Genomic DNA, 22,522 nt, shown 5'->3' with positions numbered 1-22,522 from the left:
GTTCGGGATAGGTCATGGCCATGATCAGATGGAGTGGGACATGGACAGGCTGACGCTTTATATCGCCAACAAGAATTATTCCTCCTGGTCCTTCCGGCCCTGGATCGCTCTCACCGCTGCCGGGATCGATTTCGAGGAGGTGCTGATCCCCTTCGACTTCCCGGCAGGCAATCCCCGCTTCAAGGAGATCTCTCCAACGAGCCGCGTGCCGGTCCTCCACCACGGCGGCGTGCGCGTGTGGGAATCGCTGGCGATCATCGAATATGTCGCAGAGCTGTTTCCCGATCGCGGCATCTGGCCGAACGCGGCCGCCGAGCGCGCCGTGGCGCGATCGATCTGCATGGAGATGCTCTCCGGCTTCCGCGCGTTGCGCGGGGCCTGTCCGATGAACATGCGGCGTCCGAAGGCGCGTCTCAACCTGCCCGACGGCGTGCTGGATGACGTGGCGCGGATCTCCACGATCTGGAAGGACTGCCGCCAGAAGTCCGGAGGACCTTTCCTGTTCGGCCCATTTTCTGCCGCCGATGCGATGTTTGCTCCGGTGGTCAATCGCTTCGAGGTCTACGACCTCGTGACCGACCCTGAGGTGCTGGAATACATGGCCACGATGAAGATGCATCCGGCCTGGGTCGCATGGCAGGAGGCAGCCCTGACCGAGACATGGATCGTTGCGGAAGACGAGGCCTGACCGGCGGCACGGATTTTTTGCGCCGGGGACTGGTCAAGCCCCGGTTCAGCATGTATAAGCCGGCCAAATTTCCGATATCAAAGCATGTCCAGTTCGGCTCACATTCCGGCCGGGGATCATGTCTTGCACGAAAGTGGAGTAACGAACATGGCTGTACCAAAAAGAAAAACGAGCCCGTCGAAACGCGGCATGCGCCGTTCGGCTGACGCGCTGAAGGCCCCGACCTACACGGAAGACAAGAATTCCGGCGAACTGCGTCGCCCGCACCACATTGACCTGAAGACGGGCATGTACCGCGGCCGCCAGGTTCTGACGCCGAAGGAAAGCGCGTAAGCTTTCTTCGCCGATACGCAATAGAAAAGGCCGGTTTCCCCCGGCCTTTTTTATTGCGTCCTGTACTGCCTCAAAGGTTGTCGATGCGGTCCTGCAGTGTCCGCAGTTGCTCCTTCAACTCATCGATATCCTTGGGCTCGTTCCTCTTGCCGGCCGATCCCGCCGCCGGGGAGCCGAAGGGCGAAAACATCTGCATGGCCTGGCGAAACATCTCTGTGTTGCGACGAACCTGCTCTTCCATCAGTTGCATCGGTGCCTGAAGATTCTTGGTCAGTGGCGTCTCGCCAAGGGCGCGCGTCATCTGTTCGCGCATCTGGACCTGCTGGTCGGTGAACGCCTGCATTGAATGCTCGAGAAATGTCGGCACCACCACCTGCATCTGGTCGCCGTAGTAGGAGATCAACTGCCGCAGGAAGGAGATCGGCAACAACGTGTTGCCCGTTTTCGATTCCTGCTCGAAGATGATCTGCGTCAGGACGGAGTGCGTGATGTCTTCACCGCTCTTTGCGTCCTGGACGGTGAAATCCTCGCCCTTTTTCACCATTTTGGCGAGGTCCTCCAACGTCACGTAGGTGCTCGTGCCGGTGTTGTAGAGGCGCCGATTGGCGTATTTCTTGATAATGGTATCGCCGTCCTGCTTAGCCATTTTGCCTCCTCGTGCCGTCTCTTCGTCCGGACGGTCTCTCCCGCGTCAACTGTAAGCCCAAACAATCGGCACTGACAATCCATCTTGTGCGGCGCGGCGCGGAGGATGCTGCGCAGCAAACCGAAAGAGGGCTGCACCCATGCGTCAATGCCCGCCTTTCGGACAGTTTGACTTCGGTAGGAAGCTTTGCCAGAGTTTCGCGATAAAGACGCCTTAGGAGGAAGCCGCCCATGACCCAGACTTCGATCGTCATTGCATCCGCAGCCCGCACGGCCGTCGGCTCGTTCAACGGAGCGTTCGCCAACATTCCTGCCCACGAACTCGGGGCTGCTGCCGTGAAGGCGTCCCTGGCGCGCGCCGGTGTCGAGGCCGCAGAGGTCGACGAGGTGATCCTCGGACAGGTCCTGCCGGCGGGCGAGGGGCAGAACCCGGCTCGGCAGGCGGCAATGAAAGCGGGGGTACCGCAGGAGGCGACGGCCTGGGGCGTCAACCAGCTCTGCGGCTCCGGTCTTCGTGCGGTTGCTCTTGGCATGCAGCAGATCGCGCTCGGGGATGCCAGGATCGTCGTTGCGGGCGGGCAGGAGTCGATGTCCATGGCGCCGCACTGCGCGCATCTGCGCGGCGGCGTGAAGATGGGCGACATGAAGATGATCGACACCATGATCAAGGACGGCCTGACGGATGCCTTCTATGGCTACCACATGGGCACGACGGCCGAGAACGTGGCGCGTCAGTGGCAGCTGTCGCGCGAGGAGCAGGACCAGTTCGCCGTTGCCTCGCAGAACAAAGCCGAGGCGGCGCAGTCAGCCGGACGCTTCCAGGACGAGATCGTGCCGTTCGTGGTGAAGGGCCGCAAGGGTGACGTAACGGTCGATGCCGACGAATACATCCGCATTGGTGCGACGCTGGACAGCATGGCGAAGCTGCGGCCGGCCTTCGACAAGGAGGGGACCGTCACCGCCGGCAATGCCTCAGGCATCAATGATGGCGCGGCCGCTGCCGTGCTGATGACCGAGCAAGAGGCATCGCGCCGGGGGATCACGCCGCTTGTGCGGATCGTATCCTGGGCAACGGCGGGCGTCGATCCGCAGGTCATGGGAACGGGGCCGATCCCGGCATCCCGCAAGGCCCTGGAGAAGGCTGGCTGGAAGGCAAGCGATCTCGATCTCGTGGAAGCCAACGAGGCATTCGCGGCGCAGGCCTGCGCCGTCAACAAGGAGCTGGGCTGGGATCCCGCTATCGTCAACGTCAATGGCGGAGCGATCGCCATCGGCCATCCGATCGGCGCGTCCGGTGCAAGGGTCCTGAACACCCTCGTCTTCGAGATGAAGCGCCGGGGCGCCAAGAAGGGTCTTGCGACCCTCTGCATCGGCGGCGGCATGGGGGTCGCCCTCTGTGTCGAGGCGATGTGAAGACGGACCGATGCCTGACAGCATAGAATACCGCGTCTGAGGCCGCAAAGATCGGTCGATGCGGACAGCCGCGAACGGGAGGGGAGACCTGATGAGCAGAGTAGCATTGGTGACCGGCGGCACGCGCGGAATCGGCGCTGCAATCGCGATAGCGCTGAGTGCGGCGGGATATCGCGTCGCAGCCAATTATGCGGGCAATGAGGAGAACGCCCGCGCGTTTGGCGAAGAAACGGGCATCCCGGTCTTCAAGTGGGATGTCTCGAACTACCAGGCCTGCTCGCAAGGCATCGATCAGGTCGAGAGCGAGATCGGGCCGATCGAGGTGCTCGTCAACAATGCCGGGATCACCAGAGACGCGATGTTCCACAAGATGACTCCCGAGCAGTGGAACGAGGTAATCGCCACCAACCTGAGTGGGCTCTTCAACATGACGCACCGGGTCTGGAACGGCATGCGGGAGCGGAGCTTCGGCCGCATCGTGAATATCTCGTCCATCAATGGTCAGAAGGGGCAGATGGGGCAGGTCAACTATTCTGCGGCGAAAGCCGGCGACCTCGGGTTCACCAAGGCTCTCGCGCAGGAGGGAGCTGCCAGAAACATTACCGTCAATGCGATCTGTCCCGGATACATCGCAACGGAAATGGTGAGCGCGATTCCGGAAAAGGTGCTGAACGAAAAGATCATCCCGCAGATCCCGGTGGGTCGCCTGGGGGAGCCGGAAGAAATTGCGCGCTGCGTGGTTTTTCTGGCCTCTGACGATGCGGGCTTTATCACCGGCTCGACGCTCACGGCAAACGGCGGTCAGTATTTCCAGTGACTGCCGTGCGGTCGGTCGTCAAAAGAAAAGGCGCCGCGTGAACGGCGCCTTTTCTCGCAGCTGAACCGTTATTAGCGGCAGCGGGCTTCGTAAGTGCGGCCGTAACGGTCGCGGTAGACGCAGTAGCCGGAGCGTTCCTGCGAGGCGCCGACGAGCGCGCCAACAGCGCCACCAGCGACAGCGCCGACGGCTGCGCCACCCCAGCTATTGGTTGCAACGCCACCGATAACTGCACCGGTACCGGCGCCGATGGCTGTGCCACGCTCGGTCGAGGTGCAGGATGCGAGGGAGCCGATGAGTGCGCCTGCCAGCAAGATCTTCTTCATGTTTCTTCCTTCCCGTTTCAATAACTCTGTTACTTAGATTCTGCCCATGAGCAGGAGGATCAGAACAATGACCAGAACAAGGCCAAGTCCTCCCGACGGGCCATAGCCCCAGCTGCGGCTGTGCCCCCAGTTCGGCAGAGCGCCGATCAGAAGCAGTACGACGATGACCAGCAATACCGTACCGAGCATATTTTGTATTCTCCGTTCCCTGTTCTTCAGGATGGAGGAACAAACGCATCTTCCACCGTTTTGTTCCATCGGCCAAGTCTGTGTCCGAAACGGCATCTTCCAGGATGCCGTGGCGGTGGTGGGATGATGCTTGCGGAAACCCTCGTAGCGCGCCCAAGGGAACAAAAGCAGACTCGCCGGAGTCAGCGATTCGTCGCCCAAACGTTCCGATTTGTTCCCTACAATGCACGTCATGAGGGCTTAAATGGAGGAGAAACGGCGCAATCACTTGTCAATGGTCGGGGAAATGGCCATCTCTGGGCGGTCGCGCTGTAACGCGCGCGGCGAAGCCTCGATGTGCGGATGCAGCTTTGAATTTTCAGCCCATGATGCTCAGCGGCCGCGGCGTGACTGCGGTGCTCGGCCCGACCAATACCGGCAAGACACATTACGCTATCGAACGGATGGTCGCCCATGGCAGCGGCGTCATCGGCCTTCCGTTACGGCTGCTGGCGCGCGAGGTCTATACGCGGGTGGTCGAAAAGGTCGGGATTTCCGCCGTTGCCTTGATCACGGGCGAGGAGAAGATCACGCCGCCGGGCGCCCGATTCTCGGTCTGCACCGTCGAGGCCATGCCGCGTGAGACCAAAGCGGCCTTTGTCGCCATCGACGAGGTGCAACTGGCTGCCGATCTGGAGCGCGGCCACATCTTCACCGACCGCATCATGCATCTTCGCGGGCGCGAGGAGACCCTGCTGCTGGGCGCGGGAACCATGCGCCGGATCCTGGAAAAGCTGCTGCCCGGCATCACCATCATCGAACGGCCGCGGATGTCGCAGCTCTTCTATGCCGGACAGAAAAAGATTACTCGGTTGCCGCAACGCACCGCCATCGTCGCGTTTTCGGCGGATGAGGTCTATGCCATCGCCGAGTTGATCCGCCGCCAGCGGGGTGGGGCAGCGGTCGTTCTGGGCGCGCTCAGCCCGCGAACCCGCAATGCTCAGGTCGGCCTCTATCAGGACGGCGACGTCGAGTATCTGGTCGCGACCGATGCGATCGGCATGGGTCTCAACCTTGATGTCGACCATGTGGCTTTTGCGCAGGATCGTAAGTTCGACGGCTTTCAGTTCCGCAACCTCAATCCCGCAGAGATGGCACAGATCGCTGGCCGCGCTGGCCGCCATGTCCGGGACGGCACGTTTGGCGTCACGGGTCAGGTGCAGCCTTTCGACGACGAGCTTGTCGAGCGGATCGAGCGCCACCAGTTCGAGGAGGTCAAGGTCCTCCAGTGGCGTTCGAAGTCGCTCGATTATTCCTCCATCCGCAGTCTGAAGGCGAGCCTTGAAACCTCTCCGACGATAGCAGGCCTCACACGCGCGCTGCCGGCGACAGACAGCCAAGCGCTCGAATATCTGACCCGCTATCCCGAGATCATCGATGCTGCCACAACGGCAGAACGGGTCGAGAAGCTCTGGGAGGCCTGCGCATTGCCCGACTATCGGCGGATCGCGCCGGCGCAGCATGCGGATCTCATTTCGACGCTTTTTTCCGACCTCGTCCGCCATGGGGTAGTCAACGAGGATTTCATGGCAGAACAGGTGAGGCGGGCGGACCGGACAGATGGCGAAATCGATACGCTATCGGCGCGAATCGCTCAAATTCGGACCTGGACCTATGTGTCCAATCGCCCCGGCTGGCTTGCCAATCCGACACACTGGCAAGAAAAGACTAGAGAAATTGAGGACAGGCTGTCAGACGCCCTACATGAAAGGTTGACGAAACGTTTTGTTGACCGCAGGACATCTGTGCTCATGAAGCGCCTAAGAGAGAATGCGATGCTGGAAGCTGAAATCAGTGTGAATGGTGATGTCTTCGTGGAAGGCCATCACGTCGGGCAACTGGCGGGATTCCGGTTTACACCGGTTTCAGGGGCCGAGGGTCCGGATGCCAAGGCTGTCCAGGGGGCTGCCCAAAAGGCGCTGTCGCTTGAGTTCGAAGCACGGGCGGCACGCCTTTACGCGTCTGGAAACGGCGACCTGGTCGTCGGCTCGGACGGCTTCGTGCGGTGGCTGGGTGATCCCGTCGGCCGGCTTGCCGCCAGCGACCACATCATGCGCCCGCGCGTCATCCTCCTGGCGGACGATGCTCTGTCGGGCAATGCGCGAGAACATGCGCTGGCGCGAATCGAGCGCTTCGTCAACCACCACATCGCCACTGTTCTAAAGCCTCTCGATGATCTTTCCCGCGCCGAGGACCTGCAGGGACTGGCAAAGGGACTCGCTTTCCAGCTGGTCGAGGGCCTTGGAGTGCTCTTCCGCCGCGACGTCGCCGACGACGTCAAGTCGCTGGACCAGGACAGCCGAGCCTCGATGCGCCGCTACGGCATCCGCTTCGGCGCCTATCACATCTTCATGCCGGCCTTGCTGAAGCCGTCGCCAGCCGAACTCATCACCCTGCTCTGGGCGCTGAAGAACGACGGCCTCGACAAGCCGGGCTACGGCGAACTCATTCCGGCACTTGCTGCCGGTCGCACGTCCGTGGTCGCCGATCCGGGCTTCGAGCGCACATTCTACAAGCTTGCCGGCTTCCGCTTCCTCGGCAAGCGTGCCGTGCGCATCGATATCCTGGAGCGTCTTGCGGACCTGATCCGACCACTTCTGCAGTGGAAGCCGGGCACCTCGCCGCGTCCCGAGGGTGCCTACGACGGGCGCCGCTTCACGGCCACGACATCCATGCTTTCCATTCTCGGGGCCACTCCGGACGACATGGAAGAGATCCTGAAGGGGCTCGGCTATCGCGCCGACGTGCTGGGCGCTGCCGAGGCGGCAGCGTTCCTGTCGACGCAGGAGCCGGCGTCGACTGCCGCGCCCTCGCCCACAGAAGGCGGCGCAGACGCCGATGCACAGCAGCCTATTACAGATGCGGAAGCCAAGACCGAAGCGGCTGATGGCGCTGGCGAACCGGCCGAGCAGCCTGCCGAGGCGCCGCCCGCAGAACTCAGCCAGCCTTCCGAGACCGCTGCCGATGCCGAACCGGTCATAACTGCCGAAGCCGCTCAGCCGTCGGAAGGCGGCGAGGCGTCGGGCGAGGTTGCGGTAGCAGAAGAGCCCAAGCCTGTGCTTCTTTGGCGACCGGCTGGGCGCAACGATAACCAGAGGGGCGGACGTCCGCCGCAGGGCGAGCGCCGGCCCGGTGGCCGGAGTGGCGAAAGCCGCGATCAGGGCGAGCAGCGCAGCCAAGGTGAACGCGAGCCCCGCGAAGGCGGTCGCCCGAAGCGCGACAACCGCCGGCCGGAGGGCAAGCCACCGGAGCGTCAGAACCGCGGCGACAGGAATGACCGACCCGATCGTGGCAAAGCGCCGCAGCCGACCAGGTTCGAGGCCAAGCCTCCTCGCAAGGAGAAGCCGGTGGACCCGGATTCGCCCTTTGCCAAGCTTGCCGCGCTCAAGGAGCAGATGAAGAAGTAGCCATGGCGGCAGAGGAAGACGCACCGGCCGGGACGCACCAGCGCATCGACAAGTGGCTCTTCTTCGCCCGCATGGTGAAATCCCGGGCCAGTGCCCAGGTGCTCATCGAGGCCGGCAGCGTCACCATCAACGGAAGGCCGATCCGGCATCCAAGCACTCTTGTGCGTCCGGGCGACACCGTCGGGCTCCAACTCGAGCGACGGGACGTGCTCCTGGTGGTGCGCAACGGCGGGTTCCGCCGGGGTCCTTCCGGTGAGGCCCGGCAACTCTATGATGATCTTTCCGACCCCGTTTCCGGGCAAACGCGCCTCACGCCCTTCGAGCGGGCGCTGAGACGGCCTCTTCGTGGCGGCAAGGACGAAAGCCGGTAACCGCAAAGGCTGCAGTCGTCGCAGGCACGCGAAGAGAATAATGCTCCCGAACCAGCCGTTTCCGTGGAAGCTTTATCCTTGCTAACAGAGTTCAAAGGCACTACGTCACGGTCAATTGAGGCGGAAACTGCCGACTGCCGCGAGACATTCTTTGCTTTCCCGGTCGGCGCAGCGTCTCTGGACACAGACGGTCCAATCGCGTTTTCTGGAGTGCCGAATGACCTACGTCGTGACTGACAATTGTGTACGCTGCAAGTACACCGACTGTGTGGAAGTGTGCCCTGTCGACTGCTTCTACGAGGGCGAGAACTTTCTGGTCATCCACCCGGACGAATGCATCGACTGCGGCGTATGCGAGCCGGAATGCCCAGCAGAGGCCATCAAACCGGACACCGAGCCGGGTCTCGACAAATGGCTGAAGATCAATGCCGAATATGCGCAGATCTGGCCGAACATCACGGTCAAGAAGGAGCCCCTGCCGGAGGCGAAAGAGATGGACGGCATGACGGGCAAGTTCGAGCAGTTCTTCAAGGCCGAGCCGGGCAAGGGTGACTGACGTCTCCCGGATCATCCTGTCGTCTGTTGTGATGCCCGTTGTTTGAGCAAACGACCATTGATGCGGATATGCCGCATATAAAAGCAAATTATTGATTTCGGCACTTTTTTGTGGTAGACAACAAGAACTGTTCCACGAGGTGGCACTTGCGTGCCCAAAAAACATCACGAAAGCGACCGGTCATCTAACGCGGTTTCCGTGACATCACTGTGATCTATGTGTCGTCGCTGCTGCGATCGAGTTGTTTTTTCGCGCACGTTGGTCGGACCAGTATCGAGTGACCCGACGGTTCCCCCCGTCTCATCCGGGCCTGCCTGACCCGGCCCCGGTCCTAAAACCGGGTGCGTAACAGGGAGTTTGTGAAACGAATGACGACCCAGCAGAAAAAATCTTCGGCGCGCCAAGGCTTCAAGACCGGCGAAGCAATCGTGTATCCCGCCCACGGCGTCGGCATGATCACTGCCATCGAAGAACAGGAAGTTGCGGGCATGAAGCTCGAGCTTTTCGTAATCGATTTCGAAAAGGACAAGATGCGGCTCAAGGTGCCTGTCACCAAAGCAGTTAGCATCGGCATGCGCAAGCTGTCCGAGACGGATTTCGTGGAGCGCGCTCTCAAGGTGGTTCAAGGCAAGGCGCGCGTCAAGCGCACCATGTGGTCCCGTCGCGCGCAGGAATATGATGCCAAGATCAATTCCGGTGACCTGATTTCCATCGCGGAAGTCGTGCGTGATCTCTACCGCGCCGAGAACCAGCCAGAGCAGTCTTATTCCGAGCGTCAGCTTTACGAAGCAGCTCTGGATCGAATGGCGCGTGAAATTGCGGCCGTCAACAAGATGTCGGATACCGAATCCGTTCGTCTGGTCGAGGCCAACCTTGCCAAAGGCCCAAAGCGTGGCAAGGTCGTCGATGAAGATGAATCGCAGGACGAAGCTGCCTAACACACCCAAACTTCATCGATACTGACAAAAACCCGGCCATTGGCCGGGTTTTTTGTTCTGGAACTTTTTGCACCGGAAGACGTTATCCCGCCGGAACGGCGAAATCTTGCTGCAATTACGCTCAGACTTCTCGACGGTTTCAAAGAGATCTAGAGGGCTACCGGCGAACGGCAAGCCCTCGAAGAAACGAAAAAGAAGGGAACCAAGCAGCGCATGATCTGGACCCGCACCGTCAGCTCACGGTGATTGTCATCGCGCCTGCTTGCCTTGGTCAGCCAACTTCACGGAGAAGACGATGAAAGCCATGTCCGCGGATCGCAATATGATCAAGATCGCCATGTCTGCCCCCTATCTCGCCAGGGAGGAGGAGCGGGATCTTGCTGTCCGCTGGAAGGACGACCAGGATCAGGACGCGCGCAACCAGATCGCACTGGCCCATATGCGTCTCGTGATCGCCATGGCCTCGAAGTTCCGCGGCTTCGGCCTCCCGATGAGCGACCTCGTTCAAGAAGGCTATGTAGGGCTGCTCGAAGCCGCGGCAAGGTTCGAGCCGGCCCGCGACGTTCGTTTTTCCACCTATGCAAGCTGGTGGATACGCGCCTCGATGCAGGATTACATCCTCCGCAACTGGTCCATCGTTCGGGGCGGCACGAGCTCGGCGCAGAAGGCCCTGTTCTTCAACCTGCGCCGTCTGCGCGCCAAGCTTTCCCGTGGCGACAGCAATCTGACGGCTCGTGCCATTCACGAAGAGATTGCCGTGGCGCTCGGTGTGAGCGTCGCCGACGTGCAGACCATGGATGCGCGGCTTTCCGGGAATGATGCATCCCTGCAGGCCCCCACCATTGCCGGCGACGCCGACAGTGGTGAGCGTCTTGACCTTCTGCCAAGCGCCGAGCCCCTGCCAGACGAGCAGGTATCGGGCATGATCGATGGGGAGCGCCGCCTGAACTGGCTGCAGGGCGCGCTGACCAAGTTGAACGATCGCGAAAAGAAGATCATTCGCGCGCGCCGGCTGACTGACGACGGAGCAACCCTTGAGGCTCTTGGAACGGAACTGGGCATCTCCAAGGAGCGCGTGCGGCAGATCGAAAGCCGCGCCATCGAGAAGCTGAAGTCGGCGCTGGTTTCCGCCAATCCGCAGATGGCCGCGGTCTGATCCAGACTATTCGGAAATGATCTTGACCCGCTGGCCCGGCGTCAACGCCATTCCGGCGGGCATGGCATTGATGAGCTTGAAGAGATCGAGCTTGCGATCGGTCCCCATCATGCGGGCCGCCAACGTGGCCAAGGTGTCGCTCGGACCGACGGTGACGACGCGCACCCGAAGTGGCTTCAGGGCGGCGGCTTCCTGAGGCGTCATCTTTCTGAAGCTGGATTTCAGCACTGTCGATACCTGTTCCAGCATCGGGCTGCCCTTGGGAACCGCCGTCAGGAACCGGAAGATCTGATTGTTCAACCGCACGACGGTCACATCGAAGTCCCAACGCTCCGCGGATGCGCGCGCCGTGGCGGCAGGCAAACCGTTGATGGTCGTTGTCTGAACGGTCTCGGGCCTCAGCCCGGCGACCCAGCCACTGGTCAGATAATTGGCGAGGTTGTCCGTGTCACCGGCGTCGACGCCGTCAAAACGGATCGCCGTATCGTTCGGCCCCGTCGCCAGGACGGCATCCACCTTGTTGTCGATACGGAATTCGGACGGCACGTCGAAGCGTATCCCCAGACCGCCATGCAGGAATGTCTGGCCCCGGACAAACCCCTCTTCCGGGCTGTCCCCGTAGAGAAGCCCGTCGATGCCTGCCACATAGTAGTCGCGACCCCGATCACCAACCTGACCTTCCATCCCCTGTGCACGTGCATGGCGGCGCGCCAGATCCACGCGCTGGGGCGCATTCGGGTGACTGGACAGGAAGTCGAGGCTCTGGTCCGTATCCGGGTCGACCGACGAAAAGCGCGCATAGGCCGCCATGGAATCCAGGAACCGGGGCGCGGCATAGGGGTCGTAGCCGGCTTCACCCAACATGCGAATGCCGATCACATCCGCCTGCAGTTCCTGCTGGCGGGAGAAGGCGGCGAGGCGAAGCTTGCCACGAGCCAGAGCCTGCTTGCCGGCAAGATCGCTCGACAGGACTTCGGCGACGACGCGGCTGGCAATGACCTCGGCCTCTTCCCGGCGCTGCCGTTCGATCCCGTGGTTTGCGGTCACATGCGCCATCTCGTGCGACAGTACGGCGGCGACTTCGGATGCGTCATTGGCAAGTGCCAGAAGCCCGCGCGTCACGTACAGATAGCCGCCGGGCAAGGCGAAGGCGTTGATGGCAGGCGAGTTGAGAATGGTGATACGGTAGGATTGGTTCGGATTTTCCGAAACGGCCGTCAGCGCCCCTGCGATGCGGGCGACCAGCTTCTCGGTCTTCTCGTCGTGGTACTCGCCGCCATAGCTTGCGACGATGCGGGGATGCTCGCGCGCCCCCATCTGCGCCCTCGGGTCATTTCTCTGAACCTCGTCGACGATCTGCGGCGAGTCGGACGGGGCGACATTCGGCTGGTAGGCCTGATCGAGAAGCGACTGGCAGCTCGACAAGCCAAGGCTTGCCGCCATGAGCACGACAGCACCCGTCATCCTCCGGCGTGCGGAAGGTGCCTGCCCAGAAGCGGGCGATCCCAGCCTCTCCGGCTGCATGCTCGTCGTTTTCGGATGTGTCATCATCAAGATCCGCTATCCGATCCGCGTCCGGCTCAAGTCCATCTCGAGGAAGAGCCGATGACTGCAATTCTGTCGACTTAGCGATTCTGGCGCAGCAATCACAGAGCTTCTCTTCTAAATAGGGATCCTTTTCGCAACCGCAAAGGTGCTGTTGCTGCGATGCCACTGCGCCACGTCCAAATTGTGGCATGGCCCGGCTAGCCGTCCAGGAAGCTGGCGATGGCAGGGATGTCTCGACGCGCGTCAAGTTCGGCCGCCGGAGCCTGCAGAACCACGCGACCGTCTTCTATGAACAAGACGTCGTCCGCCAGGCGCGTAACCTCATCGGGGTCATGGGTGACGATGAGGACGGTGTTCCGCCTCTCCCCCTGCAGGTCTGTCAACAGGGCGGCCATGTTGAGGCGCAGGCCGGGATCCAGCGCTGCGAACGGTTCGTCCAGCAGCAAAACCGGCTTGTGCCGCACAAGAGCGCGCGCGAAGGCGGCCCTTTGCCTCTCCCCTCCCGACAGGGTCGACGGCTTGCGCTTTTCCATTCCACCCAGACCGACGCGCGAGAGGGCGGCGGATACTTCGAGCCGTTGTTCTTTTGACAGTTTCAGGGAGGGGCTGATGCCGAGCCCGACGTTGGTGAAGAGATCCAGATGACCGAAGAGATTGTTGTCCTGAAACACCAGGGAAACTGGCCGGTCTGCCGGATGCCTCGGCGTCAAATCCTCAAGCCCGATGACAATTCGCCCGGACTTTGGAAAGACGAAGCCTGCAACGAGGTTCAGGAGGGTCGATTTTCCGGACCCGGAGGGACCGATGACGGCGGTAATGGCGCCGCCGCGCAGGGTCAGGTCGAAGTGAAAATGCCGGGCACCGAGCGCAAGCCGCACGTCCTGCAGATGAATGTCCGGTCCTCGTTCAGCCTGCTGCACGCCTGCTCCTCTCGTTTTCCTGACCCGATGTGCCGACGATGGCCAAGATCAGACAGATGGCTCCGAGGACAAGCGCCAGTCCGTCGGCGTCGGCAGTGCGATAGCTCGACAGCCGGCTGTACAGCAGCCAGGGCAGCGTGACGAAATCGCTGGAGCCGAACAGGGCGATGGCGCCGAGATCGCCAAGCGAAAGGGCCATGGCAAAGGAGAGTGCGAGGGCGGAGGGAATCATCAGGATCGGCCGGTCGATGTGCCACAGCTTCCAGAGCCCGGACATGCCGAGGCTGGCGGTCAGGCGGGCCGTTCGGGCGTGGTGCGTTTCCATAGCCGGTTCCAGGACGCGCACGACGAAGGGGAGGGCCATCAGGGCATTGATCGCGACGACCAGAACCGGCGCAAACTGGCTCACGTCGCCCCATGACCGCAGCAGCAGGAACCAACCCGTGCCGAGGACGATCGGCGGGACAAGCAGGACCAGGGACGAGGTGGCGCCGAGAACTCGTCCATAGAGCATAGCACCGGCTCCAGCGCCTTGCCTGTCGGCGACAGCCAGGCGCCCACTGATGACAGCGATTGACATCGCCAGTGCGAGCAGTCCCGAGGCGATGGCAATCGCCAGGCTTGTCGCGGCAGCGTTAGCGAAGGCTGTGCTGGTCACCAGCCGGCCAAGGTCAGCCTGCAGGCCGGCCGAGACGACCGCAATCAGAGGCAGAAGGAGAAAGATAACTGCCGTGGCAATCCAGGCTGTGTCCCAGATGCGCTTTGCGGAGGTTTGCCCGTCGAAGCGGGGGCTTGCGCCGCCAAGCGTCGTCGTCGCTTCTTCCGGTCGGCGCATTGTCGCCAGGAGAGCCAGGACCAGACCGCTCAGCGCAATTTGCAGCAGCGCGAGGGCAATCGCCCGGGGCGGGTCGAAATCGAAGCGCAGGGACTGGTAGATGGCGACCTCCAGTGTGGTTGCCGCAGGCCCGCCGCCCAGGACCAGGACGATGGTGAAGCTCGTCACGCACAGCATGAAGATGAGGCCGGCAATTCCCGGCAGGATCCTCACCAGCGCCGGCCACTCGACAAAGCGAAAGACCGAGGCGGAGTTCATACCGAGGCTTGCGGCGAGCATCCAGGATTCCCCCGGCTGACGCTCGAGCGCGGAGACCATCAGCCGGCAGGCAAGCGGCAGGTTGAAGAACACATGCGCCAGGAGAATGCCGCTCAATCCGTAGATGCTGATCGGTTCGCTCGTGCCCAGCGAGAGAAGCAGGCCGTTGGCCCACCCTTGCCGGCCCCAGACGGCGATCAGCCCGAGCGCCACCACCAGGACCGGCAGTCCCATCGGCAGCGCCATAAGCCTCAGAACCCAGAGCCGCCCCGGAAAATGGGAGCGGCGGGCCAGCGCGAGCGCTACGGGCAGCGCAAGCCCGGCCGAAAGCAAGGTCGATAGGACCGCTTGCAGCAGCGTGAACTGCAGGATCCGGAACGTATAGGCAGTAAGAATGCTCCCATCGGCAGTCGCCGGTTGACTGACCAGGAGAGCTGCCAGCGCCAGGGTTATGAAGAGAGCGATTGCCGCAACGGCCATGGCGCTGCCGGCAAGTCCCCACCACCGCTGCCGCCGCGTCATCATCATGGCTGCCGGCTCACTCTCCGCTCATCGGGCGCTCATGGCTGTCAGCCATTCATCGATCCATGCCCGCCGATTGGCGGCAACCTCTGCGGAATCCATCAGCAGGGTTTTGCTCGGCTCGACGAGCCTGCTGAAGGCGTCGGGAAGGGGTTCGGAGGTCGGTGCCGCCGGCATCATCCAGTTCGTCGTCGGAATGATATTCTGGAAGGCGGGTGTCATGGTGAAGGCGAGAAACTCCCTCGCCAACGTCTTGTCATTCGATGTCGTCAGCATTCCAGCCAGTTCGATCTGGATGTAGTGGCCTTCCGGGAATGCGGCGGCCTGATACCTCTCCGTGTCCTCCGCGACCATGTGATAGGCCGGCGAAGTGGTGTAGGAGAGCACCATCGGCACCTCGCCCTTGGTGAACAGCCCATAGGCTTCCGACCACCCCGGCGTCACGGTCAAGATCCTGTCGCGGAGCTTCGTCCAGGCAGCCGGAGCGTCGTCGCCATAGATCGACTTCACCCAGAGAAGCAGGCCGAGCCCAGGCGTCGAGGTGCGCGGGTCCTGGACGACGATCTTCTGGGCCGGATCCCCTTCCACCAGTTCCTTCAGGCTTCTGGGCGGTGTCGGCATCGCCTGCGTGTCGTAGACCACGGCGAAATGGCCGTAATCGTAGGGAATGAAGACTTCGTCGCTGTAGCCGCCGGGGACCGTGATGGCGCCCGTGTCGAGACCGTGCGGCTCGAAAAGGCCTGTGGCCTTGGCTTCCGTCGCCAGATTAGTGTCGAGGCCGATCACGAGGTCAGCCTGAGTGGCCTTGCCTTCCAGCTTCAGCCGGGAGAGCAGAGCCACGCCATCTGCCACGCTGACGAAATCGACGGTGCAGGCGCAGGTCTTCTCGAACTCTTCCTTCACCTTGGGGCCGGGGCCCCATTCAGCGGTAAAGCTCTCGTAGGTGTAGATGGTCAGCGTCTTTTCCTGCGCCAGGGCCGGGGACGCGACAGCAAACGCCGACAACAGGCACAGGAATGGAAGGTTCTTCGACATGGACGCCTCCTTGTTCACCGAAAGGAAACAGGCGTCGATCAGAAGCCGTCTAATCCCTCCGCCGGTATCAACCGGATCAGGTTCCGCGGGTTGGCAACGCCTCTCAGCCGCAGATGCGGCACCCCGTTAGAGCTTCCGAAGGTGTATCGGTCTGCGCGAACCTTGGCAAGCAGTCGCGCTGGGTCGAAGTGCTAGTGAGGGCGCTGGAAGACGTGGAGCTCGCGCGGCATCGAGGCGATGGCGCCCGTACGTAGCGCAACGGCATAGTCGACTGACTGCTCCACGACATGCGGCATCACAGGCTTCGTCAGGACGCCGAGAACACTGTTCTGGACCTGATTGACCTCTTCCGGATTGGCGGTCATGTAGATCACCGTCAGGCCATAGGTCTCGGCAAGCTCACGTCCGAGATCCGGCCCCGTTCTTCCGTCGGAAAGGTTGACGTCGACCAGGGCAATATCGGCTGTCTGGGCGAGCGCCAGGGCATGGCTGCGACCGCTGGCAAAGCCCGCAATCTGCAAGCCCATCGCCTCAATGGTCTCGCCGACGTCGAGGGCGATCAGGAATTCGTCTTCGACAATCAGGACACGATGGTGCGCCGCTTGCCGATCCAGCCGACGACTCGGTACACTTGCCAGCATTGGAGTTCTCCTAAGGGTTCGATGTCTTTCCAGCGTCTGTCCCAGATCGACACTGACCACCGAACGAAGGTCCCGAAGGATTGTTCCGATTTTCCGCGGAAGCAGCATATTAGCTACCTGTTATGGCTAACAGAGAGTTAACCCCTATCCCTCAAGCTCCTCGCGCAGCATCTCCAGCTCCAGCCACTCTTCCTCCATCCGCGTCAGGCCCTGGCGCAGCTTCTCCGTCTCCGCGGCAAGCCTGTTGAAGGTCGCCGGATCCTTCGTGAAAAGCTGGGGATCGGCCATCTTCTGTTCGCGTGCGGCAATATCGGCTTCCGCCTTGGCCATCTCCTTGGGAAGGTTCTCGAGCGCGAACTTCTGCTTGAAGGACAGCTTGACCTTGTTCCTGGGAGCCTCCGCTGCGGGTCCGCTGGTTGCGGCCTTCGATTTTTCCTGCTTCTCGACACGCCGCCGTTCCTCCTGCGCACCTCGGCGCTGGGCCAGCATGTCGGTGTAGCCGCCGGCATATTCGATCCAGCGGCCATCGGGGGCGTCCGGCGTGGCCGGCGCGATGGTCGACGTCACCGTGCGGTCGAGGAAGTCTCGATCGTGGCTGACGAGGATAACCGTGCCGCTGAAGCCTGAGACGATCTCCTGCAGAAGGTCGAGCGTCTCGATGTCGAGGTCGTTGGTCGGCTCGTCGAGGATCAAGAGGTTCGAAGGACGCGCCATGATCCGCGCCAGCATCAGCCGGGCACGCTCGCCGCCGGAGAGGTTCTTGATCGGGGTGCGGATCTGCTCCGGCTGGAACAGGAAGTCCTTCATGTAACCCGCGACGTGGCGCTGTTCGCCGTTGACGAGAAGCGTCTCGCCGCGTCCGTCCGTCAGATACTGGGACAGCGTCTCTTCAGGATCGAGATCCTCGCGTTTCTGGTCGAGCGTGGCGATCTCGAGATTCGTGCCAAGCTTCACCGTACCACCGTCCGGCGCAAGCTGTCCGGTCAGCATCTTCAGGAGCGTCGTCTTGCCGGCGCCATTGGGACCGACGAGACCGATGCAATCGCCCCGGTGCACCCGGATGCTGAATGGCGCGACGATGGTGCGCCCTTCATAGCTCTTGGTGATCTGCTCGGCTTCGATGACCAGCTTGCCGGACTCACGCCCTTCCGAAGCCGTCGCCTGCACGCTGCCCTGAGCGCCCTTGTGGCCACGGTAGTCGGCGCGCATCGTCTGCAGTTCGCCCAGGCGGCGCATATTGCGCTTGCGGCGCGCCGTCACGCCGTAGCGCAGCCAGTGCTCTTCTCGTTCGATCGCCTTCCCGAGCTTGTGCTGCTCCAGCTCCTCCGCCTCCAGCACCTCGTCGCGCCAGGCTTCGAAATGCGAGAAACCGCGGTCGAGGCGCCGCGACACGCCGCGGTCGAGCCAGACCGTGGCCGTCGACACCTTTTCGAGGAAGCGCCTGTCGTGGGAGATGAGCACCAGTGCGCTGCGGGTCTTGCGCAGCTCATCTTCCAGCCACTCGATCGTCGGCAGGTCGAGGTGGTTGGTGGGCTCGTCGAGCATCAGGATATCCGGTTCGGGCGCCAACACGCGTGCCAATGCCGCCCGGCGTGCCTCGCCGCCGGAGAGGCGGTTAGGGTCTTCTTCGCCGGTCAGGCCCAGGTGCTCCAGCAGATAGGTGACGCGATAGGCGTCGTCGCCAGGTCCCAGACCGGCCTCGGCATAGGCCTGTACCGTCTGGTAGCTGCCGAAATCCGGGGCCTGCTCGAGATAGCGGATGGTCGCGGACGGATGCCGGAAGACCTCTCCGGATTGTGCCTCCACCATGCCGGCGGCAATCTTCATCATCGTCGACTTGCCGGAGCCGTTGCGGCCCACGAGGCAGATGCGGTCGCCGGGCTCCACCTGCAGGTTTGCCCCCGCCAGAAGCGGAGGGCCGCCAAAGCTGAGGAAGATGTCGTCGAGTTTCAGGATCGGGGGTGCCAAGGATTCAGGCTCCAGTCAGGTCATAGGGGCGGGCCAGGATCATCGCCCTGCCGCGATCGATGGACAGGGAGACGGGGCCTTCGGCAACATTGGATATGGTGCGCGCGGAGCCGAAGGGCAAAGAAAACCCGTCGAGCGGATAGCGGGCATTGGTGATCGTCAGGTTTTCCAGGTCGGAAAATCCGATGACGGAGAACATCGAGCTTCTCGGCACGTCGAGCACCCTGGGTGGTCCAGGTATCAACGGCATGCCTTCCTCGAGGCCGGATGTCAGAAGCACATCGATGCCCTGCTCGGCCAGGCGCAGCGCATGCAGTAAATGCTGAAGCGCATGGTCGCTGCGGTCGCCGCCCAGGGCGCCGGCGAGGATCAGCCGCCGGGCACCCCTCGCCAGGGCCTCTGCCGTTGCGATCTCGCCGTCGGTCTCGTTCTTGGCCGCCGGAAACGGATGTCGTTCCACCTGCGGGAAGGCCTCCATCAGCGCCGGCGGCGTGGAGTCGAAATCCCCCACCCAGAGCTCCGGTTCCACCCCCAGAGGCTCGGCGTGCCGCATGCCGCCGTCGGCGGCGATGAAGCGGCTTTCGGCCAGCGCATGCTGCAATCGATCGGTGAGGATCAGATCCCCGCCGAGCAGGATGGTGAAAGTGGTTTTGATCATGGGAAGCCCATATCGCAAAGCCGGGGCTAAGGGAAAGCCGCTTGCGCCGAGTAAACCGAGCTTTTACGTTGCCGCACCATCGACAGGGGCATCTCATGCAGTTTCAGGGTACGGCAGACTACATCGCGGACAAGGATCTGCTGGTTGCCGTCAATGCGGCCATCCAGCTGGAGCGGCCTTTGCTGGTGAAAGGTGAGCCCGGGACCGGCAAGACGGAGCTTGCCCGGCAGATCGCCTCGGCGCTCGGGCTTCCGCTCATCGAGTGGAACGTCAAGTCCACCACCAAGGCACAGCAGGGGCTCTACGAATACGATGCTGTCTCGCGGCTGCGCGACAGCCAGCTCGGCGACGCCCGCGTCAACGACGTGGGCAACTACATCCGCCAGGGCAAGCTGTGGCAGGCCTTCACGGCGCCGGAGAAGACCGTTCTCCTGATCGACGAGATCGACAAGGCGGACATCGAGTTTCCCAACGACCTGCTGCAGGAACTCGACCGGATGGAATTCCATGTCTATGAGACCGGCGCGACGGTGAGGGCGAAGGTCCGGCCGGTCGTCATCATCACGTCGAACAACGAGAAGGAGCTTCCGGACGCCTTCCTGCGGCGCTGCTTCTTCCACTATATCCGCTTCCCCGATGCCGAAACCCTGGCACAGATCGTCGAGGTCCATCATCCGGGCATCAAGCAGGCGCTCGTCCGCCAGGCGCTGACGCGCTTCTACGAGATCCGCGAGATGCCGGGGCTGCGCAAGAAGCCCTCAACCTCGGAAGCTCTCGACTGGATCCGGCTGCTGGTCTCCGACGACATCGATCCCGCCGATCTGGGCGCCGACGTCAGGACCGCGCTGCCGAAGCTGCACGGCGCGCTTCTGAAGAACGAGCAGGACGTCCACCTCTTCGAGCGTCTGGCCTTCATGGCGCGCCGCGAGCGTTAGACTCCTCTTTTCTTGACCTTTGCGGCTTCGAAGTTTAATTGAACGCTATTGTGTGGTGATTTGGCCGGCCGGCTTGCAGCCACGTTAAACAAGTCGCTAAAGGGCCGCGCGAGATCCACCTTCACGCGCCGGTTGCGATTTGTTCGTGGCCGGCTTCTTGTTTTGTGAGTGTGCGATGCCGATCAAGATTCCCGATACGCTGCCCGCCTTCGAAACCCTCGTCCAGGAGGGCGTACGGGTGATGACCGAAACGGTCGCCGTGCGACAGGACATCCGCCCGCTGCAGATCGGCCTGCTCAACCTCATGCCCAACAAGATCAAGACCGAGCTGCAGATGGCGCGGCTCGTGGGGGCCTCGCCGCTGCAGGTCGAACTGTCCCTCGTGCGGATCGGCGGGCACAAGGCGAAGAACACCTCGGAAGAACATCTGCTTTCCTTCTACGAGACCTGGGAGGAGGTGAAGCACCGCAAGTACGACGGCTTCATCATCACCGGAGCGCCGGTGGAGACGCTTGCCTACGAGAGCGTCACCTATTGGGACGAGATGCAGCAGATCCTCGACTGGACGACGACGAACGTTCATTCGACGATGAACGTCTGCTGGGGCGCGATGGCGGCGATCTATCACTTCCACGGCGTGCCGAAGCACGAGCTCAAGGAGAAAGCCTTCGGGGTCTACCGTCACCGCAACCTGTGCCCGGCTTCCGTGTTCCTGACCGGCTTCTCCGACGACTTCCAGGTGCCCGTGTCGCGCTGGACCGAGGTGCGGCGCGAGGACATCGACAAGGTGCCGGACCTGAAGATCCTGATGGAATCCGAGGAAATGGGCGTCTGTCTTGTCGAGGAGGCCAACGGGCGCCGCCTCTACATGTTCAACCACGTCGAATATGATTCCACGTCGCTGGCCGAGGAATATTTCCGGGACGTCAATGCGGGCGTGCCGATCAAGCTGCCGCACAATTACTTCCCGCACGACGACACCACGCTGACGCCGCAGAACCGCTGGCGCAGCCATGCGCATCTTCTGTTCGGCAACTGGATCAACGAAATCTACCAGACGACCCCCTACCAGCTGGAGAAGATAGGCTCGGTCTAGGATGCTTCTCCCCTTCTTTCTCAAGCTCAAGGCTGCCAGGCTTCCCGTCACGCTGCGGGAGTATCTGTCGCTGCTGGAGGGGATGAAGCAGGGGCTGGCCGATTTCGACGTCGAGGCCTTCTACTTCCTCGCCCGAACCTGCCTGGTAAAGGACGAGCGGCACATCGACCGGTTCGATCAGGTGTTTGCCGCTCATTTTCGCGGGCTGCAGTCGGTCGGCGGCGAACCGGGCATCGACCCGGTGGCGCTGCCGGAGGAGTGGCTCAGAAAGCTTGCCGAACGCTATCTGAGCGAAGAGGAGAAGCGTCTTGTCGAAGCGCTGGGCGGGTTCGACACGCTGATGGAGACGCTGCGCCAGCGGTTGTCGGAGCAGGACGGTCGCCACCAGGGCGGCTCGAAGTGGATCGGCACCGCCGGAACCTCCCCCTTCGGCGCCTATGGCTACAATCCGGAAGGCGTGCGGATCGGTCAGGACCGCTCCCGCAACCGGCGTGCCGTCAAGGTCTGGGACAGGCGGGAATTTGCCGATCTCGACGACGGCGTCGAACTCGGCACGCGCAACATCAAGATCGCGCTTCGGGGTCTGCGGCGCTGGGTGCGGGAAGGGGCGACGGAGGAATTCGATCTCGACGGCACGATCCAGTCCACCGCGCAGCACGGCTATCTCGACGTCCGGACGCGGCCTGAACGGCGCAATGCGGTCAAGCTCCTGATGTTCTTTGATGTCGGCGGCTCGATGGATGATCACGTGCTGGCGGTGGAGCAGCTGTTTTCGGCCGCCCGGAGCGAGTTTCGCCATCTGGAGCATTTCTACTTCCACAACTGCCTCTACGAGAGCGTCTGGAAGGACAACAGCCGGCGCTCGGAGCGTCTTGCGACGGAGACGGTCATCAACGGCTTCGGCAGCGACTACCGCGTCATCTTCGTCGGCGATGCATCGATGAGCCCCTATGAGATCACCCATGCCGGCGGGTCCGTCGAACACTGGAACAAGGAGCCCGGCGAGCTCTGGATGCGGCGGATGACGGATCATTTCCATCGCTGCGTCTGGCTGAACCCGGTTCCGCAGGCGCACTGGCAGTTCACGCAATCGATCCTCCAGCTGCAGCGGATCGTTTCCGAGCGGATGTTCCCGCTGACGCTCAGCGGTCTGGAGCAGGCGACGCGGGCGCTGAGCCGCTAGCCGCTTTGCCCGTTGCGCATGGCTGCCAAATCGATCAGGTTCAGC

At 62.3% G+C, this 22,522-nt stretch carries 22 protein-coding genes and 2 riboswitches; of the genes, 12 read left to right on the top strand and 10 right to left on the bottom strand.

The window, feature by feature from the left end:
* The first annotated feature begins 40 nt into the window (after nucleotides 1-40).
* The gene (locus M1E10_RS07335; protein WP_499175708.1) at nucleotides 41-688 is read left to right on the top strand and encodes a glutathione S-transferase family protein; all 648 of its coding nucleotides are present in this window, start codon (nucleotides 41-43) and stop codon (nucleotides 686-688) included.
* Nucleotides 689-835: 147 nt separating this feature from the next.
* A complete protein-coding gene (gene rpmF, locus M1E10_RS07330; RefSeq protein WP_112643463.1) occupies nucleotides 836-1,021 on the top strand; it encodes a 50S ribosomal protein L32 in 186 nt (61 codons plus the stop codon).
* 70 nt (nucleotides 1,022-1,091) lie between these two features.
* On the opposite strand, the gene phaR is transcribed toward rpmF, so the two are convergent.
* On the bottom strand, nucleotides 1,092-1,667 hold the full coding sequence (gene phaR, locus M1E10_RS07325; protein WP_499175707.1) for a polyhydroxyalkanoate synthesis repressor PhaR: 576 nt from the start codon (nucleotides 1,665-1,667) through the stop codon (nucleotides 1,092-1,094).
* Between the two features lie 230 nt (nucleotides 1,668-1,897).
* On the opposite strand from phaR, the gene M1E10_RS07320 reads away from it, so the two are divergent.
* A complete protein-coding gene (locus M1E10_RS07320; RefSeq protein ID WP_499175706.1) occupies nucleotides 1,898-3,079 on the top strand; it encodes an acetyl-CoA C-acetyltransferase in 1,182 nt (393 codons plus the stop codon).
* Between the two features lie 91 nt (nucleotides 3,080-3,170).
* Nucleotides 3,171-3,896, top strand: coding sequence for an SDR family oxidoreductase (gene phbB, locus M1E10_RS07315; protein WP_499177113.1), 726 nt, complete (start codon nucleotides 3,171-3,173; stop codon nucleotides 3,894-3,896).
* A 71-nt stretch (nucleotides 3,897-3,967) separates the two neighbouring features.
* On the opposite strand, the gene M1E10_RS07310 is transcribed toward phbB, so the two are convergent.
* Both M1E10_RS07310 and M1E10_RS07305 read right to left on the bottom strand, forming a co-directional pair.
* Nucleotides 3,968-4,222 (bottom strand): YMGG-like glycine zipper-containing protein, encoded by a 255-nt coding sequence (locus M1E10_RS07310; RefSeq protein WP_239998090.1) that lies wholly within the window; start codon nucleotides 4,220-4,222, stop codon nucleotides 3,968-3,970.
* A gap of 33 nt (nucleotides 4,223-4,255) precedes the next feature.
* A complete protein-coding gene (locus M1E10_RS07305; RefSeq protein WP_499175705.1) occupies nucleotides 4,256-4,411 on the bottom strand; it encodes a DUF3309 family protein in 156 nt (51 codons plus the stop codon).
* A gap of 365 nt (nucleotides 4,412-4,776) precedes the next feature.
* On the opposite strand from M1E10_RS07305, the gene M1E10_RS07300 reads away from it, so the two are divergent.
* From M1E10_RS07300 to M1E10_RS07280, 5 genes are all read left to right on the top strand, one after another.
* Entirely contained in the window at nucleotides 4,777-7,857 is a 3,081-nt protein-coding gene (locus M1E10_RS07300) for a helicase-related protein (protein WP_499177112.1), read from the top strand.
* Nucleotides 7,858-7,859: 2 nt separating this feature from the next.
* On the top strand, nucleotides 7,860-8,228 hold the full coding sequence (locus tag M1E10_RS07295; RefSeq protein WP_499175704.1) for an RNA-binding S4 domain-containing protein: 369 nt from the start codon (nucleotides 7,860-7,862) through the stop codon (nucleotides 8,226-8,228).
* Between the two features lie 217 nt (nucleotides 8,229-8,445).
* Nucleotides 8,446-8,784 (top strand): ferredoxin family protein, encoded by a 339-nt coding sequence (fdxA, locus tag M1E10_RS07290; RefSeq protein ID WP_499175703.1) that lies wholly within the window; start codon nucleotides 8,446-8,448, stop codon nucleotides 8,782-8,784.
* A 368-nt stretch (nucleotides 8,785-9,152) separates the two neighbouring features.
* Nucleotides 9,153-9,722 (top strand): CarD family transcriptional regulator, encoded by a 570-nt coding sequence (locus M1E10_RS07285; RefSeq protein WP_029617552.1) that lies wholly within the window; start codon nucleotides 9,153-9,155, stop codon nucleotides 9,720-9,722.
* Nucleotides 9,723-10,017: 295 nt separating this feature from the next.
* A complete protein-coding gene (locus M1E10_RS07280) occupies nucleotides 10,018-10,878 on the top strand; it encodes an RNA polymerase factor sigma-32 (protein WP_499175702.1) in 861 nt (286 codons plus the stop codon).
* 6 nt (nucleotides 10,879-10,884) lie between these two features.
* Here M1E10_RS07280 and M1E10_RS07275 read toward each other — a convergent pair whose 3' ends face one another.
* The 7 genes from M1E10_RS07275 to M1E10_RS07245 all read right to left on the bottom strand — a co-directional run bounded on the left by M1E10_RS07275 (nucleotide 10,885) and on the right by M1E10_RS07245 (nucleotide 19,263).
* Entirely contained in the window at nucleotides 10,885-12,402 is a 1,518-nt protein-coding gene (locus tag M1E10_RS07275; protein ID WP_499177111.1) for a M48 family metalloprotease, read from the bottom strand.
* 221 nt (nucleotides 12,403-12,623) lie between these two features.
* Nucleotides 12,624-13,346, bottom strand: a complete 723-nt coding sequence (locus tag M1E10_RS07270) for a thiamine ABC transporter ATP-binding protein (protein WP_499175701.1) — start codon at nucleotides 13,344-13,346, stop codon at nucleotides 12,624-12,626.
* Nucleotides 13,333-14,964 (bottom strand): thiamine/thiamine pyrophosphate ABC transporter permease ThiP, encoded by a 1,632-nt coding sequence (gene thiP, locus M1E10_RS07265; protein ID WP_499177110.1) that lies wholly within the window; start codon nucleotides 14,962-14,964, stop codon nucleotides 13,333-13,335. Before thiP ends, M1E10_RS07270 begins: the two co-directional genes overlap by 14 nt.
* Before the next feature lie 24 nt (nucleotides 14,965-14,988).
* Nucleotides 14,989-15,996: a thiamine ABC transporter substrate-binding protein gene (gene thiB / locus M1E10_RS07260; protein ID WP_499175700.1), complete on the bottom strand. Its 1,008-nt coding sequence runs from the start codon at nucleotides 15,994-15,996 to the stop codon at nucleotides 14,989-14,991.
* A gap of 36 nt (nucleotides 15,997-16,032) precedes the next feature.
* Nucleotides 16,033-16,132, bottom strand: a riboswitch (TPP riboswitch).
* Nucleotides 16,133-16,187: 55 nt separating this feature from the next.
* Nucleotides 16,188-16,637: a response regulator gene (locus M1E10_RS07255; RefSeq protein ID WP_499175698.1), complete on the bottom strand. Its 450-nt coding sequence runs from the start codon at nucleotides 16,635-16,637 to the stop codon at nucleotides 16,188-16,190.
* 144 nt (nucleotides 16,638-16,781) lie between these two features.
* Nucleotides 16,782-18,605 carry an ABC-F family ATP-binding cassette domain-containing protein gene (locus tag M1E10_RS07250; protein ID WP_499175697.1) on the bottom strand — a complete coding sequence of 608 codons (1,824 nt, stop codon included), beginning with the start codon at nucleotides 18,603-18,605 and terminating at the stop codon, nucleotides 16,782-16,784.
* Between the two features lie 4 nt (nucleotides 18,606-18,609).
* Nucleotides 18,610-19,263: a thiamine pyrophosphokinase gene (locus tag M1E10_RS07245; RefSeq protein WP_499175696.1), complete on the bottom strand. Its 654-nt coding sequence runs from the start codon at nucleotides 19,261-19,263 to the stop codon at nucleotides 18,610-18,612.
* Nucleotides 19,264-19,358: 95 nt separating this feature from the next.
* Here M1E10_RS07245 and M1E10_RS07240 point away from each other — a divergent pair, with 95 nt between their 5' ends.
* The 3 genes from M1E10_RS07240 to M1E10_RS07230 all read left to right on the top strand — a co-directional run bounded on the left by M1E10_RS07240 (nucleotide 19,359) and on the right by M1E10_RS07230 (nucleotide 22,477).
* Nucleotides 19,359-20,198, top strand: a complete 840-nt coding sequence (locus M1E10_RS07240; protein ID WP_499175695.1) for an AAA family ATPase — start codon at nucleotides 19,359-19,361, stop codon at nucleotides 20,196-20,198.
* A gap of 42 nt (nucleotides 20,199-20,240) precedes the next feature.
* Nucleotides 20,241-20,318: riboswitch (SAM riboswitch) on the top strand.
* Nucleotides 20,319-20,373: 55 nt separating this feature from the next.
* The gene (gene metA, locus M1E10_RS07235; protein ID WP_499175694.1) at nucleotides 20,374-21,294 is read left to right on the top strand and encodes a homoserine O-succinyltransferase; all 921 of its coding nucleotides are present in this window, start codon (nucleotides 20,374-20,376) and stop codon (nucleotides 21,292-21,294) included.
* Nucleotide 21,295: 1 nt separating this feature from the next.
* Complete coding sequence (locus tag M1E10_RS07230; protein WP_499175692.1) at nucleotides 21,296-22,477, top strand: vWA domain-containing protein; 1,182 nt, start codon at nucleotides 21,296-21,298, stop codon at nucleotides 22,475-22,477.
* Nucleotides 22,478-22,522: the final 45 nt, after the last annotated feature.

Source organism: Rhizobium sp. PK7-22, assembly GCF_056530405.1.
Note: the sequence above shows the minus strand (reverse complement) of the source record. Positions and strands in the feature narration are given on the sequence as shown.